General features: G+C 67.1%; 18 protein-coding genes. 7 read left to right on the top strand and 11 right to left on the bottom strand.

The window, feature by feature from the left end; all coding sequences use genetic code 11:
- Positions 1-2 precede the first annotated feature (2 nt).
- The 5 genes from rapZ to LZ686_RS06885 all read left to right on the top strand — a co-directional run bounded on the left by rapZ (position 3) and on the right by LZ686_RS06885 (position 2810).
- Positions 3-953, top strand: a complete 951-nt coding sequence (gene rapZ, locus LZ686_RS06905) for an RNase adapter RapZ (protein WP_349547359.1) — start codon at positions 3-5, stop codon at positions 951-953.
- Positions 954-996: 43 nt separating this feature from the next.
- Positions 997-1419, top strand: coding sequence for a PTS sugar transporter subunit IIA (locus LZ686_RS06900; protein ID WP_045982754.1), 423 nt, complete (start codon positions 997-999; stop codon positions 1417-1419).
- A complete protein-coding gene (locus tag LZ686_RS06895; RefSeq protein ID WP_127897938.1) occupies positions 1416-1694 on the top strand; it encodes an HPr family phosphocarrier protein in 279 nt (92 codons plus the stop codon). Before LZ686_RS06900 ends, LZ686_RS06895 begins: the two co-directional genes overlap by 4 nt.
- Entirely contained in the window at positions 1694-2323 is a 630-nt protein-coding gene (locus tag LZ686_RS06890) for a TetR/AcrR family transcriptional regulator (protein ID WP_349547358.1), read from the top strand. The genes LZ686_RS06895 and LZ686_RS06890 overlap by 1 nt, the downstream gene beginning before the upstream one ends.
- An 85-nt stretch (positions 2324-2408) precedes the next feature.
- On the top strand, positions 2409-2810 hold the full coding sequence (locus LZ686_RS06885) for a DUF2852 domain-containing protein (protein ID WP_052714837.1): 402 nt from the start codon (positions 2409-2411) through the stop codon (positions 2808-2810).
- Between the two features lie 33 nt (positions 2811-2843).
- Here LZ686_RS06885 and betC read toward each other — a convergent pair whose 3' ends face one another.
- The 9 genes from betC to LZ686_RS06840 all read right to left on the bottom strand — a co-directional run bounded on the left by betC (position 2844) and on the right by LZ686_RS06840 (position 10262).
- Entirely contained in the window at positions 2844-4337 is a 1494-nt protein-coding gene (gene betC, locus LZ686_RS06880; protein WP_349547357.1) for a choline-sulfatase, read from the bottom strand.
- 6 nt (positions 4338-4343) lie between these two features.
- Positions 4344-5273, bottom strand: a complete 930-nt coding sequence (gene choX, locus LZ686_RS06875; protein WP_148911879.1) for a choline ABC transporter substrate-binding protein — start codon at positions 5271-5273, stop codon at positions 4344-4346.
- Positions 5274-5349: 76 nt separating this feature from the next.
- Positions 5350-6225: a 3-hydroxybutyryl-CoA dehydrogenase gene (locus tag LZ686_RS06870; RefSeq protein ID WP_349547356.1), complete on the bottom strand. Its 876-nt coding sequence runs from the start codon at positions 6223-6225 to the stop codon at positions 5350-5352.
- Positions 6226-6335: 110 nt separating this feature from the next.
- Entirely contained in the window at positions 6336-7262 is a 927-nt protein-coding gene (locus tag LZ686_RS06865; protein WP_349547355.1) for an electron transfer flavoprotein subunit alpha/FixB family protein, read from the bottom strand.
- Positions 7262-8020, bottom strand: a complete 759-nt coding sequence (locus tag LZ686_RS06860; protein WP_046000093.1) for an electron transfer flavoprotein subunit beta/FixA family protein — start codon at positions 8018-8020, stop codon at positions 7262-7264. Before LZ686_RS06860 ends, LZ686_RS06865 begins: the two co-directional genes overlap by 1 nt.
- Positions 8021-8131: 111 nt before the next feature.
- On the bottom strand, positions 8132-8704 hold the full coding sequence (locus LZ686_RS06855) for a cob(I)yrinic acid a,c-diamide adenosyltransferase (protein ID WP_349547354.1): 573 nt from the start codon (positions 8702-8704) through the stop codon (positions 8132-8134).
- Positions 8704-8904: a twin transmembrane helix small protein gene (locus LZ686_RS06850; protein WP_045982762.1), complete on the bottom strand. Its 201-nt coding sequence runs from the start codon at positions 8902-8904 to the stop codon at positions 8704-8706. Before LZ686_RS06850 ends, LZ686_RS06855 begins: the two co-directional genes overlap by 1 nt.
- 27 nt (positions 8905-8931) lie before the next feature.
- The gene (locus tag LZ686_RS06845) at positions 8932-9750 is read right to left on the bottom strand and encodes an SDR family NAD(P)-dependent oxidoreductase (RefSeq protein WP_295168400.1); all 819 of its coding nucleotides are present in this window, start codon (positions 9748-9750) and stop codon (positions 8932-8934) included.
- The gene (locus tag LZ686_RS06840; RefSeq protein WP_349547353.1) at positions 9747-10262 is read right to left on the bottom strand and encodes an SH3 domain-containing protein; all 516 of its coding nucleotides are present in this window, start codon (positions 10260-10262) and stop codon (positions 9747-9749) included. Before LZ686_RS06840 ends, LZ686_RS06845 begins: the two co-directional genes overlap by 4 nt.
- 125 nt (positions 10263-10387) lie before the next feature.
- Here LZ686_RS06840 and parC point away from each other — a divergent pair, with 125 nt between their 5' ends.
- Positions 10388-12631 (top strand): DNA topoisomerase IV subunit A, encoded by a 2244-nt coding sequence (gene parC, locus LZ686_RS06835; RefSeq protein ID WP_349547491.1) that lies wholly within the window; start codon positions 10388-10390, stop codon positions 12629-12631.
- Positions 12632-12701: 70 nt separating this feature from the next.
- On the opposite strand, the gene LZ686_RS06830 is transcribed toward parC, so the two are convergent.
- Positions 12702-13610: an SDR family oxidoreductase gene (locus tag LZ686_RS06830; RefSeq protein WP_217844790.1), complete on the bottom strand. Its 909-nt coding sequence runs from the start codon at positions 13608-13610 to the stop codon at positions 12702-12704.
- Between the two features lie 138 nt (positions 13611-13748).
- A complete protein-coding gene (locus tag LZ686_RS06825; protein ID WP_252926546.1) occupies positions 13749-14567 on the bottom strand; it encodes a DUF533 domain-containing protein in 819 nt (272 codons plus the stop codon).
- Between the two features lie 231 nt (positions 14568-14798).
- Between LZ686_RS06825 and LZ686_RS06820 the strand changes: the two genes are divergently transcribed.
- A partial coding sequence (locus LZ686_RS06820; protein WP_232017738.1) for a GTP-binding protein occupies positions 14799-14924 on the top strand: 126 nt, incomplete at its 3' end.

The following is a 14924-nucleotide window of genomic DNA, read 5'->3' as shown; positions in this document are numbered from 1 at the left end:
GCATGGACCACGACGCCATCGAACCCGAGGCCCAACGGCTGGTGCTGGTTACCGGGCCGTCCGGGGCAGGGCGATCGACCGCCATCAACGTGCTGGAGGATCTGGGCTTCGAGGCGATCGACAACCTGCCCTTGTCGCTGATCCCGCGCCTGCTGGACGGACCCGCGCGTCCGACGCCGCTAGCCTTGGGGCTGGACGTGCGCAACCGCGACTTTTCCGCATTCAATGTCATCGAGCTGATCGACCGACTGACGCGCCTTCCCGGCTATGCGCCCGAGGTGCTGTATCTGGACTGCGACGCCGATACCCTGGTCCGCCGCTACAGCGAGACGCGCCGCCGCCATCCCTTGGCCCCCGATGAGGCGCCGATGGCCGGGGTATTGGCCGAGATCGACCTGCTTGCACCGATCCGCGTGCGGGCCGATGTGCTGGTCGATACGACCGAACTGTCGCCCCATGACCTCAAGGCCGAGCTGACGCGGTGGTTCGACGTGCGCCCCGACCGGCGGCTCAGCGTGTCGCTGCACTCCTTCAGCTACAAACGCGGGGTGCCTCGGGGCCTGGACCTGATGTTCGACTGTCGGTTTCTGGCCAACCCGCACTGGAACCCGGACCTGCGGCCGCTGGACGGTCGTGACAACCGCGTGCAGGCGCATGTCGCCGCCGATCCGCGATTCGCCGAATTTTTCCAGCGGACCCGGGATCTGGTCGAATTTCTTCTGCCCGCCCATATGGACGAGGGCAAATCGCACCTGGCGGTCGGTTTCGGCTGTACCGGGGGACAGCATCGTTCCGTCACTTTGGTGGAAAAGATGGCCCTGGCGCTTGCAGATGCGGGCTGGCCGGTGTCAATAAGGCACAGGGAACTGGAGCGTCGGGGCATGACGCTGCAGTCTGGTGCGGACGCATCGCCTGCGGGCGAGGCTCGCGCGTCGCAAAGGCAGGCGTCATGAGGTTTGGGGTGTTTTGGAAGTCTTCTGGGCTTGGTGAGGCGCGTTGATCGGTATTGTCATAGTGGCGCATGGGGGATTGGCCCGAGAGTATCTCTCGGCCGTCGAACATGTCGTGGGTCCGCAGGTCGGCATCGCCGCCGTCGCGATCGAGGATGATCATGATCGCGCAGCTAAGACCGCCGAGATCAAGGCGGCCGCGGATGCGGTCGATCTGGGCGACGGCGTCGTCCTGGTGACCGATCTGTTCGGTGGTTCTCCTTCGAACCTGTCCCTGCCGGCCTGCGCGGTGCAGGACCGCACCATCCTCTACGGCGCGAACCTGCCCATGCTGGTCAAGCTGGCCAAGTCGCGGCACCTCAGCGTGCCGGTCGCGGTGGGCTTTGCCAAGGACGCGGGGCGCAAGTACATCAATTCCTACAACGTCCCGCCCGAGGCCGCGCTGGACAGCGGACGGTATCCGCGATGACCGATGCGATCACCCGCGACCTGTCGATCATCAACGTCAAGGGCCTGCACGCCCGGGCCAGCGCCAAGTTTGTGGATGTGGTCGAACGCCATGACGCGCAGGCGAGGGTCGAAAAGGACGGCATGGCCGTCTCTGGCGACAGCATCATGGGTCTGCTGATGCTAACCGCCCCGCGCGGCAGCCAGATCCGCGTGACCACCTCCGGCCCCGAGGCGCAGGCCCTGGCGGACGCGCTGGAAGCGCTTGTGGGGGACTATTTCGGCGAAGGCATGTAGTGCCCGCGCCCGTCACCCCCGACCGCAAGTCCTATCACCACGGCAACCTGCGCCAGGCCCTGGTCGAGGCGACGGCCGATCTGGTCCAGGAGCAGGGCCCGCAGGCCTTCACCCTGACCGAGGCCGCGCGCCGCGCCGGCGTGTCCCCAGCCGCCCCTTATCGCCACTTCAAGGGTCGCGACGACCTGCTAGAGGAGGTCGCGCGCCAGGGCTTCATCGAATTCGCCGCCCGGCTGGAGGCCGCATTCGACGGTGGCCGTCCGCGGCCACTGACCGCGTTCCTGCGCATGGGCCAGACCTATCTGGACTTTGCCGCCGAACGGCCCGGTTATTACATGGCGATGTTCGAAAGCGGCATCTCTGTCATGGGCAATGTCGATCTGGCGGCTGCCTCTGCGCGGGCGCAGGGCGTGCTTGTAACCGCGGCCGAGGCGATGGCCGCCCGCCTGCCCGAAGACCGCCGTCCGCCCGCCCGCATGGTGGCCAACCACATCTGGGCGTTGAGCCACGGTGTGGTCGAGCTGTTCGGCCGCGGCAAGCCCGGCTGCCGCAGCCCGGTCGAGCCGTCCGAAATGCTGGAAAGCGGGGCGCTGATCTATCTGCGCGGGCTTGGACTGATCCAGGATTGAATAGTTGCACGACGATCTTGACGGAACCCTCCGCGCCACCCATCTATGTAAATGTAATTCACATTAACATAGGGAGATACCACAGATGACCATCGCAACCCCCGTGCTTCGCCCGGCGACGACCCAGCAGCGCATCACCGATGTGCTGGCCCGTGGTCGCGACTGGCTGGATGCGCGCGGTCGCCCCGCCTGGCTTGTCGCCATGGTGCTGGGTTTCATCTTCGTCTGGCCCGTGGGCCTGGCCCTTCTGGGCTACATGATCTGGAGCAAACGCATGTTCGGATGCAGCAAACGCACCGCCGCCCCCCGCTATTCCGCGCCGTCGACCGGCAACAGCGCCTTCGACGCCTATCGCGCCGAGACGTTGAAGCGGCTGGAGGACGAGCATCGCGAATTCATCGACTTCCTGGCCAAGCTGCGCGAGGCTAAGGACAAGGCGGAATTCGATCAGTTCATGGAAAAGCGCGACGCCAAAACCGACGCGTAAGCAGATCAGGGGCCGGGTGACCGACCCCCGTTCCTATTCGCCACGGGGAAACCGCTGGTTTTCCTCCAGCACGTTCAGGTCCATGTGATTGCGCATGTAGCGTTCGGACGCACGCTGCAGCGGCTGGTGGTCCCATGGATAATAGGCCCCGTTGCGCAACGCCTCGTACACGATCCAGCGGCGGGCCTGCGAATGACGCACCTGCGCGTCATAGGCCGACAGGTCCCACCGCTGCGCCGCCTGTGCACGTAGCTCGGAGAGGACCGCCGCATTGGCCGGATCGCCGGCCAGGTTCACGCGCTCTGCCGGGTCGTTGTCCAGATCGAACAGCATTTCGGGATCGGCGTCGCAGGCGATGTATTTCCAGCGCCCATCGCGCAGGGCGACCATGGGTGCGATGCTGCCCTCGGCTGCATACTCCATCGGCACCGGACCGCGCGGCGCGCCTCGCGCCAGCGACCGGCCATCGGTCCAGGGCGCGATCTCGTCCATCGGAAGGCCCGCCAGGTCGCACAGCGTCGGCAGCACGTCGATGGTGCTGACCGGCTGGTCGACACGTCCCGGCGCCATGCCCGGCGCGGCGATCATCAGCGGCACCCGGGCCGAGCCTTCGAAGAAGTTCATCTTGAACCACAGCCCGCGTTCGCCCAGCATCTCGCCGTGGTCGGACAGGAACAGGATGATCGTGTCCTGCTGGCGCGTCGCCTCCAGCACGTCCAGGATCTGGCCGATCTTGTCATCGACATAGCTGATATTGGCGAAATAGCCCTGCCGCGCGCGGCGGATATGATCGTCGGTGATCTCCAGCCCGCGCCAGTCGCACGCATCCATCAGGCGCTGCGAATGCGGGTCCTGCTGGTCATAGGGGATCGGCCGCGGCGGCTCCAGTTCCGGGATGCCGTCGTACAGGTCCCAGTACTTGCGCCGCGCCACGAACGGGTCGTGGGGGTGGGTAAAGCTGACGGTCAGGCACCACGGCCGGCCGTCGGCCCCGCGTGCCAGATCGTACAGCTTGCGCGTCGCGTGATGGGCGACCTCGTCGTCATATTCCAGCTGATTGGTGATCTCGGCCACGCCCGCGCCGGTGACGGATCCAAGATTGTGGTACCACCAGTCGATCCGCTCCCCCGGCTTGCGGTAATCCGGGGTCCAGCCGAAATCGGCGGGATAGATGTCGGTGGTCAGACGCTCCTCGAAGCCGTGCAACTGGTCAGGGCCGACGAAATGCATCTTGCCCGACAGGCAGGTGTGGTACCCCGCCCGGCGCAGGTGATGCGCATAGGTCGGGATGTCGGACGCGAATTCCGCCGCGTTGTCATAGACCCGCGTGCGGCTTGGCAACTGGCCCGACATGAAGCTGGCCCGCCCCGGCGCGCAAAGCGGGCTGCCGGTATAGGTGTTCGCGAACCGGGTCGACCGTTCGGCCAGTCGCCGCAGGTTTGGGGTGTGCAGGAAACCGGCGGGGCCGTCGGGGAAAAGAACCCCCGACAGCTGATCCGCCATGAGGATCAGGATATTCGGTTTCACGGGCTGTTATCCGGCGACGGCGGCCTGCACGGCATCCAGGCCGGGCTGCCCGTCCAGCGTGGTGACGCCGTCCAGCCAGGGACCCATCGCATCGGGATTGGCGGCCAGCCACTCGCGCGCCGCGTCCTGCGCGTCGGCGCCGTCGTCCAGGATCGCGCCCATCAGCTGGTTCTCCATCGACACGTCGAAGACCAGCTGGCTGAACAGCCGCGCGGCATTGGGGCACATTTCGGCCCATTCGCTGCGGGCAAGGGTGTGGACGGTCGCACCGCCAAAATCGGGGCCGAACTGTTCGTCGCCGCCCGACAGATAGGTGATCTCGATCGCCTCGTTCATCGGGTGGGGCGCCCAGGCCAGGAAGACGGTGGGCGTGTCGGCATTGCGGGTGACCTGCGCCAGCATCGCCTGTTCACCACTCTCGACCAGCTCCCAATCGCCCAGGCCGAACAGATCGGCGTCGATCATGCCCTGGATGTTCTGATTCGCGGGGGCGCCGGGTTCGATGCCATAGATCTTGCCCTCGAACGCGTCGCGATGGGCGTCGAGATCGGCGAAATCCCCGACACCAAGCGCCGCGGCGGCGGGGTTCACGGCCAAGGTGAACTTGGCGCCCTCCAGGTTCTGCGCCAGCTCGGTCACGCCGCCATCGGCGTCCAGATCCTCCCGGAACGCGGCCTGCGCCGGCATCCAGTTGCCCAGGAACACGTCGGTCTGCGCGCCCTTCAGCGCCTCATAGCCGACGGGAACGGACAGGGTGGCGATGTTCGGGGCATAGCCCAGGGCCTCCAGCACGACCGCCGCGACGCCGTTCGTCGCGGTGATGTCCGTCCAGCCCGGATCGGACAGGCGGACCGTGCCGCATTCGGCAGGATCGGCGGCATGGGCAGGCAGGGCGGCCACGCCCAGAAGCAGGGCGGCAAGGATCGGCTTGGTCATGGGTCTCTCCTGTCGGTGTGAAGATCTGCCCTCATGCTGGGCAGATTCTCAGGGCGCGCCCGCCTGAATGCGACAGTCAGCGCGTCGGAACTGGTGTATCGCCGCGATAATCATAAAAGCCGCGGCCCGTCTTGCGGCCAAGCCAACCGGCCTCGACATATTTCGTCAACAGCGGGCAGGGGCGGTATTTCGTGTCGGCCAAGCCGTCATGCAGCACGTTCATGATCGCCAGGCAGGTGTCTAGGCCGATGAAATCGGCCAGCTCCAGCGGGCCCATCGGGTGGTTGGTGCCCAGCTTCATCGCGCTGTCGATGCTGCTGACCGATCCGACGCCCTCGTAAAGCGTATAGACCGCCTCGTTGATCATCGGCATCAGGATGCGGTTCACGATGAAGGCGGGGAAATCCTCGGCGGTGGCCGATGTCTTGCCCAGCTTCTCGACGACGGCGTGCAGTTCGCGATAGGTCGCCTCGTCCGTGGCGATGCCGCGGATCAGCTCGACCAGCTGCATCACGGGCACTGGGTTCATGAAATGGAACCCCATGAATTTCTCGGGCCGGTCGGTGCGCGAGGCCAGCCGCGTGATCGAGATCGACGACGTGTTCGACGTCAGGATCGTCTCGGGCTTCAAGTGCGGGACCAGATCCTCGAAGATCGCCTGCTTCACCGTCTCGCGTTCGGTCGCGGCCTCGATCACCAGGTCGCATTGGCCCAGGTCCGACAGCTTCAGCGTCGTGCGGATATGGCCCATGGCGGTCGCCTTGACCTCGGCGCTGATCTTGTCGCGGGCGACCTGGCGTTCCAGGTTGCGGTCGATCAGGGCGATGGCCTTGTTCAACGCATCCTGGCTGATGTCAGTCAGCAGCACGTCATAGCCCGCCACCGCAAAGACATGCGCGATGCCGTTGCCCATCTGACCTGCGCCGATCACGCCAACCGATTGAACCGTCATGCCTGCATCCCCTGTTCCGACGCCGGGACGATAGGGCGGGGCGGGGCATGCTGCAATGCAAAACCGCCCCCCGTCGCCGGGGGGCGGTCCGTGGCAATCCTTGTGCGGGATTACAGCTTTTCGGTCAGTTCCGGGACGATGGTGAACAGATCGCCCACCAGGCCGTAATCGGCGACCTGGAAGATCGGCGCTTCTTCGTCCTTGTTGATGGCCACGATGACCTTGCTGTCCTTCATGCCGGCCAGGTGCTGGATCGCACCGGAAATGCCGACCGCGACGTAGAGCGCGGGCGCCACGACCTTGCCGGTCTGGCCCACCTGCCAGTCGTTCGGGGCATAGCCCGAATCGACCGCCGCGCGCGATGCGCCGACGGCGGCGCCCAGCTTGTCGGCCAGCTGTTCGATCATCACGAACTGCTCCTTGGAGCCCAGGGCGCGCCCGCCCGACACGACACGTCCGGCCGAGGTCAGTTCGGGGCGGTCGTTCTGGGCGACCTCGTCGTTCAGCCATTTCGACAGGGCCGGATCGTCCGCCAGCGCGGCGTCGGACACCGGCGCCGCGGGACCTTCGCCGGCCGCGTCAAAGCTGGCCACGCGGATGGTCATGACCTTCTTGCTGTCGGCCGAGGTGATCGTCTGGATGGCGTTGCCGGCATAGACCGGACGCTCGAACGTGTCGGCGTCGATCACGGCGGAGACGTCGGACATCACCATCACGTCCAGCAGGGCCGCGACACGCGGCATGACGTTCTTGGCGTCCGTGGTGGCGGGGGCCGCGATGTGGCTGTAATCGCCCGCCAGCGCCACGATCAGCGCGGCGGTCGGTTCGGCCAAGCGGTGGCCGTAACGCGGATCCTCGGCGACCAGCACTTTGGAGACGCCGGCGATGGTCGCGGCCTGATCGGCCGCCGCACGCGCCTGTGCGCCGGCGCACAGCACGGTCACGTCGCCCAGGGTGGTGACGGCATGGACGGCCTTGGCGGTCGCATCGCGGTTCAGTTCGCCGCCGGTGACTTCGGCCAGAAGAAGAACAGCCATCACACGATCCCCGCTTCTTTGAGTTTCGACACAAGCTCGTCGACCGAGCCGACCTTGATCCCGGCCTTGCGGCCCTCGGGTTCGCGGGTCTTGACCACGGTCAGGCGCGGGGTGACGTCGACGCCGTAATCGGCGGCGGTCTTCTCCTCCAGCGGCTTCTTCTTGGCCTTCATGATGTTGGGCAGCGACGCATAGCGCGGTTCGTTCAGGCGCAGGTCGGCGGTCACGATGGCGGGCAGCTTGACCTCGATGGTCTGCAGGCCGCCGTCGACCTCGCGGGTGACATGGGCCGCGTCGCCCGCGATCTCCAGCTTGCTGGCGAAGGTCGCCTGGCTCCAGCCCAGCAGGGCCGACAGCATCTGGCCGGTCGCGTTCATGTCGTTGTCGATCGCCTGCTTGCCGGCGATGACCAGCTGCGGCTGTTCGGCATCGACGATGGCCTTGAGGATCTTGGCGACGGCCAGCGGCTCGATGTCCTGATGCACGTCGTCGGCGGCGACGACCAGGATGGCGCGGTCCGCCCCCATGGCCAGCGCGGTGCGCAGGGTTTCGGCGGCCTGCTTGACGCCGATGCTGACGGCCACGATCTCGGTGGCCGCGCCCTTTTCCTTCAGGCGGATGGCTTCTTCGACGGCGATCTCGTCGAAGGGGTTCATCGACATCTTCACGTTGGCCAGATCGACACCCGATCCGTCCGCCTTCACGCGGGCCTTCACGTTATAGTCGATCACGCGCTTGACTGGCACGAGGACTTTCATCGGCCTCTCTCCCTTTGTTTGCGTCATCTGTCGCAGGATTGTTAGACAGGGAAATCCGGCAAGGACAGGGCAAAAGCGTCACAGGACGCAGCGTTTGCGGCGACGCCCCCGTCAGCGGCTGGCGCCCGGCACCCACAGGATATCATCGGTGCCGTCGTTGTTGGCCACGCGGCCCGCGACGAACAGCCAGTCCGACAGCCGGTTCAGATAGCGGATTGCGCTGGCGTTCACGTCGCCCCCCGCCAGCAGTTCGGTGGCGCGGCGTTCCGCCCGGCGCGCGACCGTCCGCGACAGGTGCAGATGCGCGGCCAGCGCGCTGCCACCGGGCAGGATGAAGCTGCGCAGCGGCGCGATGTTGGCGTTCATCGCGTCGATCTCGGCCTCGAGGCGGTCGATCTGGGCGTCGATGATGCGCAGGACCTGATAGCCCGCCTGATCGTCCGCGGCCATGTTCGGGCGCGACAGGTCGGCGCCCAGGTCGAACAGGTCGTTCTGGATCACGGCGATGCGTTCGGCCAGATCGCCCGTCGCATGCTGGCGGCACAGGCCCAGGGTCGCGTTCAGTTCGTCGACGGTGCCGTACGCTTCGACACGGGGGTCGTGCTTGGCCACGCGGCTGCCGTCGGACAGGGCGGTGTCGCCCTTGTCGCCGGTGCGGGTATAGATCTTGTTCAGAACGACCATCAAATCGACCTCAGCCACAGAAACAGCATCAGGATGACCAGCGCGGCGGCCTGGGCATACAGCCGCCAGCGCATCATGCGGTTGCCATGCTTGCGGTTGAAATCGCCGCCTTTGGCAAAGCCGCCGATCCCCGTCAGCAGGATCGCGATGACGACCCCGACGGACAGGATCGTGACAAGGAACAGGGATTGATCGGGCATGGGGGACACCGCCTTTCGGCCGCCAACCTAGTTGCGCCGCGCAAACCAGTCCAGAGCGCGGGTCGGCAGAACCCGCCGCGCGACCCCGGAAATGCGCGTCGGCGCCGTGACATAGTAGCGCGGGGCGGGATTCGCCGCCGTCAGTGCGGTCAGGATGCGGTCGCTGACCGCGCGCGGCGGCAGCTCGAACCGGTCCTTGCCCGAGGGCTCATAGAGACGCTTGAGCAGGCTGGCGCGGTACTGGTCGGCGCGCGGGCTGGCCTGCCAGTTCACCCACCGCTCGAAATGCGGGATGGCGTTTTCGCGGATGCGGCTGGTGATGGGCCCCGGCTCGATCAGGGTGACGTGGATGCCGGTGCCGTGCATTTCGAGGCGCAACACGTCGGTCAGCCCCTCCAGCGCGAATTTCGTGGCCACATAGGGGCCGCGCCACGGGATGCCGACCAGCCCTAGGACCGAACTGATGGTGACGATCCGCCCCGCACCGCGGTCGCGGAAATGCGGGATCAGCCGGGTGGTCAGGTCATGCGTGCCAAGCAAATTGACCTCGAAGATGGCGCGCAGGGCGCCGCGGGGCATGTCCTCCACCGCGCCAGGCAGGGCGAACGCCGCGTTGTTGACCAACGCGTCGATCGGACCGCCGGCCAGCGCGGCCTCGGCGCAGGCGGCGACGCTGTCCTCGGACGCAAGGTCCAGGGGCAGGCACTCCATCCCCTCGGCCTGCCGGGCGGCGATGTCCGCCGGGGTGCGGCAGGTGGCCACGACCTGCCAGCCCTGCGCCTGCAGGTGGCGCGCGGCGTCCAGGCCTATGCCCGACGAACAGCCGGTGATCAGCACGCGCCTCATGGGGCGTCGGACGTCAGGAACTGGGCCGAGACGAATCCCTGCCGGCCTTCGGCCGTCTGCACCTGCACCCACTCGCCGCCCGTCGGACCCAAGGCCTGCACCGCCGATCCGCCGGTCAGGCTGGCGACGACCGGATTGTCGGTGCCCGCGCCTGCGCGCATGTTCACCCGGTCGGCCGTGACATACAGCACCGGCCCGTCGGCAGGCACCACCTGCGCGGCCTCCGGTGTCGCCCCCGCATATTCGGGCGACGGTTCCAACGGCGGACCGGGAAAGCGCTGCGTGCGTTCCGGGGTCTGGCTGGCGGCGGGGACGATGTCGACCGGCGGGGTCGCGGGCAGGGTGCCGGCCGCAGGGGCGGTCAGCGACGGCGCGCCCGCATCGGTCGCGGCGCTGGCCCGCGTTGCCGGTTCCGGCTTGCGTTCGGTCCGCAGGTCGCCTTGGCCGAACCGGTCCAGCGTCATGAACACGCCCAGCAGCGTCACCAGCATCAGCAGTCCCAGCCTGATCATCGCGCCCGTCCCCCGTTGCGGCCATCGGATTAACCGATTTGATCGTCCAACGCCACGCGGACGGCAGCGTTCCCGGCCAGCTTTTCGATCTGGACCGGGCGGGCCATGGGGCCTATCCAAGGCGCATGGCCGACGATCTGATCCCCCAGCCCGAACAGGGCACCTCTTCCGAACCCCTCAGCCGTGCGATCGGCGAGCGGTACCTGACCTATGCGCTGTCCACGATCATGCACCGCGCGCTGCCCGATGCCCGCGACGGGCTGAAGCCCGTGCACCGCCGCATCCTGTACGCGATGCGCGAATTGCGGCTGGCGCCCAACGGTCCGTTCCGCAAGTCGGCCAAGATCACCGGCGACGTGATGGGCAACTATCACCCGCATGGCGACGCGGCGATCTATGACGCGATGGCGCGCCTGGCCCAGGATTTCGCCATGCGCTATCCGCTGGTGGACGGGCAGGGGAACTTTGGCAACATCGACGGCGACAACCCTGCCGCTGCGCGATACACCGAGGCCCGCCTGGCCGCGACGTCCGAGGCGCTGATGGATGGCCTGGCCGAGGATTCGGTCGACTTCCGCCCCAACTATGACGGCACGCTGAGCGAGCCGGTCGTGCTGCCCTCGGCCTTTCCGAACCTGCTGGCCAACGGTGCGTCGGGGATCGCGGTCGGCATGGCAACCAACATCCCCCCCCACAACCTGCACGAGGTCGTGGACGCCTGCCTGCATCTGATCAAGACGCCCGACGCGCGCGACGACACGCTGGCGACCCTGATCAAGGGGCCCGATTTCCCGACCGGCGGCGTGCTGGTCGAATCGGCGGAAAGCATCGCCGAGACCTATCGCACCGGGCGCGGCGCGTTCCGCCTGCGCGCGCGCTGGACGCAGGAGGATCTGGGCCGCGGGTTGTGGCAGATCGTCGTCACCGAGATCCCCTATCAGGTGCAGAAATCCAAGCTGATCGAACGGTTGGCCGAACTGATCCAGACGCGCAAGATCCCGATCTTTGCCGATGTGCGCGACGAATCCGCCGAGGACGTGCGCATCGTCATCGAACCGCGTGCCCGCACCGTCGACCCCGAACAGCTGATGGGCGCGCTGTTCCGCGCCAGCGACCTGGAGATCCGGTTCAACCTGAACATGAACGTGCTGATCGACGGCCGCGTGCCCAAGGTCTGCTCGCTCAAGGAGGTCCTGCGCGCGTTCCTGGACCACCGCCGCGACGTGCTGGTGCGCCGCGCGGCCTATCGTCTGGACAAGATCGCGTCTCGCCTTGAGGTGCTGGAGGGCTATCTGGTTGCCTATCTGAACCTGGACCGCGTGATCGAGATCATCCGGACCGAGGACGAGCCCAAGGCCGTGATGATGGGAGAGTTCGGCCTGAACGACGTGCAGGTCGAGGCGATCCTGAACATGCGCCTGCGCGCCTTGCGCAAGCTTGAGGAGATCGAGCTGCGCGCCGAACGCAACGCCCTGTTGACCGAACGCGAGGGGCTTCAGGCGATGCTGGACAGCGAGGCCGCGCAATGGGCGCGCATCGCGGACCAGCTGAAGGAGGTGCGGAACCTGTTCGGCAAGTCGCGCCCCGAGGGTCAGCGCCGCACCACGATCAGCGAGGCGACCGAGATGCCCGTGATCGACCTGGAGGCCATGATCGAACGTGAGCCGGTGACCGTGGTCCTGTCGAAGATGGGCTGGATCCGCACCCTGAAGGGCCACCAGCCGCTGGACGCCGAACTGAAGTTCAAGGACGGCGACGGCCCCGGTCAGGCGCTGCATGCCGAGACGACCGACAAGCTGATGATATTCGCGTCGAACGGGCGGTTCTACACCCTTCCGGTCAACACGCTGCCCGGCGGGCGCGGGATGGGAGAACCCTTGCGCCTGATGGTCGATCTGCCCAACGAGGCGCAGGTCATCGCCATGTTCCCGTGGCGCGAGGGGGCGAAGTATCTGGTGGCATCTCGGGCGGGCGACGGGTTCATCGTGGGCGCGGGGGACATCCTGGCCCAGACCAAGACCGGGAAGCAGGTCCTGAACGGCGACGCGCTGCTGTGTCGTCCGGTATCGGGCGACCACGTCGCCGTCGTCGGCGAAAACCGCAAGATGCTGGTCTTTCCCTTGGCCGAACTGCCCGAGATGGCACGCGGCAAGGGCGTGCGGCTGCAGCGCTTTGGCAAGGGCGGCGGGCTGGTCAAGGCTGATGAGCTGGTCGATGCGATCTGCCTGACGCTGGCGCAGGGCCTGTCCTGGCCCATGACCGGCGGCAAGACCCGGACCGAACCGGACCTGACCGAATGGCTGGGCAAGCGGGGCAGTGCCGGCCGAATGGCGCCGCGCGGTTTCCCGCGCGACAACCGCTTTGCCTAAAGCGGCACCCCTCGCGACGCCGAGACGTGCCGCGAGGGTCCAAGGCGGTTGAGCTGCCCGGAAGGGTCGCTTAGAGCCCGCCGCCGCCGACGGACCCGAAATATTCGCCGGTGATATAGCTGGCCTCGTCCGAGGCCAGCAGCACATAGATCGGCGCGATCTCAACCGGCTGCCCGGGGCGACCCAAGGGTTGGCTTGCGCCATGTTCCTTTGCCTTGTCGGTCGGCTGGCCGCCGCTGATCTGCAGCGCGGTCCAGTAGGGGCCGGGACAGACCGCATTCACGCGGATGCCGCGCGGGGCCAGCTGTTTCGCCAGCGACTGCGCGAATGCCACGTTCGCGGCCTTGGACTGCGCATAGTCGAACAGATGCGCCGACCCCGAGAACGCCTGCACCGAAGAGGTGATGATGATCGATGCGCCCGCATCCATGTGGGGCAGCGCGGCCCGCGTCACCCAGAAGGGCGCATAGATGTTGGTCTTCATCGTGGCGTCGAAATCCTCGGTCGTCAGGTCCTCCAGCTTTTCGCAGAACTGCTGGCGACCGGCATTGTTGACCAGGATGTCCAGCCCGCCCAGCTGGGACACGGCGCTCTCGACCATCTCCTTGCAGAAACCCTCGTCGCGCAGGTCGCCCGGAACGGCGACGGCCACGCGGCCCTCCGCCTCGATCAGCGAGATGACCGCGTCGGCATCGGCCTGTTCGTCGGGCAGATAGCAGATGGCGACGTCCGCACCCTCGCGGGCAAAGGCGATCGCTGCCGCGGCGCCGATGCCGCTGTCGCCGCCGGTGATCAGGGCGCGCTTGCCCGACAGGCGGCCTGCGCCGCGATAGCTGGTCTCGCCATGGTCGGGCAGGGGGTCCATCTTCTGGGCCAGGCCGGGAAAGGGCTGCTCCTGCGCCGGGAAATCGGGGACGGGAAGGCGCGGCTCGGCGATGGCGCCACTGCGGAACGGGGGACGGGCGGGGGTGTCGGACATCTGTGGCCTCATGCGTTTGCGGTTCGCAGGCCAACCGCACAGCACGGCGAATGTTCCGGTCCGTCCAGGGCAAGAAAGATCAACCGCGCATGAAAAAGCCGCCGCCCCGATGGGACGGCGGCGATGGTCGGCGCGGTCTCAGGCGCCGTTGTAAAGCGGCATCACGCCCGCCTCGGCATGGACGGCGTTGACGGTGGCGCGGTCCAGCTTCATCGCGGTTGCCAGGTCATTCAGGTACCGGGCCTCTGCCTCGCTGTCGAAGTCGATCGCCAGCAGCGACATCAGATAGACCTGACGCTCCATGCCTTCGGGGACCTCGCGGGCAAGGCCCGCCGCGTCGACGGGCGCGGCCATCTGGTCGCGGATGAACTGGCGTTCGTCATCGTCCAGATCGTCGCCCAGATGACCCAGCAGGCGCTGGCGTTCGGTGTCGTCGACATGGCCGTCGGACTTGGCCGCCTGGATCATTGCGCGCAGCATCAGCCCGGCGATGGCATTCTGTTCCGGCGTGGGCGCGACCTGCGGTTCGCCGTCATGGGCCAGCGCATCGTCGAACAGGGCACCAAAGGTGGCGTTGTTCTTTTCCTGCGATCCCTTCGTGGCCAGGTGGCCCGCCGCACTGCCCGCGGCCGCGCCGCCCAAGAGGCCGCCCAGCATTCCGCCCAGGCTGCCGCTACCCATGCTGCTGCCGCCGCGCTGGCCGCCCAGCTTGTCCAGCAGGCCGCCAAGCGAACCGCTGCCCGTCCCGGTGCCGCCGCCAAGGGCACGGCCCAGCATCTGGTTCAGGCTGCCGCCCGACGTACCGCCGGTGTTGTTGCCCAGCAGGTTGTCCAGCAGGCCGCCGCTGGCCTTGCGCTGGCCGGGACGCCCGCCATGCTGGTTGTTCATCATCGTGCCGATCCCCTTGGCCAGCATCACGCCGGCGGCGACCTTGGTCAGGCTTCTCATCAGGCTCATGCGAATCCCCCTTGTGGATGGGCGCGGACCTGATGGCCCGGCGCCTTGCGCTGCCAAACGATATGGGTCGCCCCGCGGTTCCTGCAAAGGGGCGGGCAGACGCCCCGACCCCGACATGATTGTCCACGGCACGCAAGCCCGCCCTTGATTTCCCCGCGCGCGCCTTATACATCGCGGCGCACGTCAATCCGGGGCCCTTTCAGCCATGCCCCGCGGATCCAGGAGGCCCACATGGCAAAGGCAAAGTTTGAACGGAACAAACCGCACGTCAACATCGGCACGATCGGCCACGTTGACCACGGCAAGACGACGCTGACGGCGGCCATCACGAAGTACTTCGGCGAATTCCGCGCCTAT

The organism is Paracoccus sp. NFXS7 (assembly GCF_040148865.1).
Taxonomy (GTDB): domain Bacteria; phylum Pseudomonadota; class Alphaproteobacteria; order Rhodobacterales; family Rhodobacteraceae; genus Paracoccus; species Paracoccus marcusii.
This window is presented reverse-complemented; position numbering and strand designations above follow the sequence as displayed.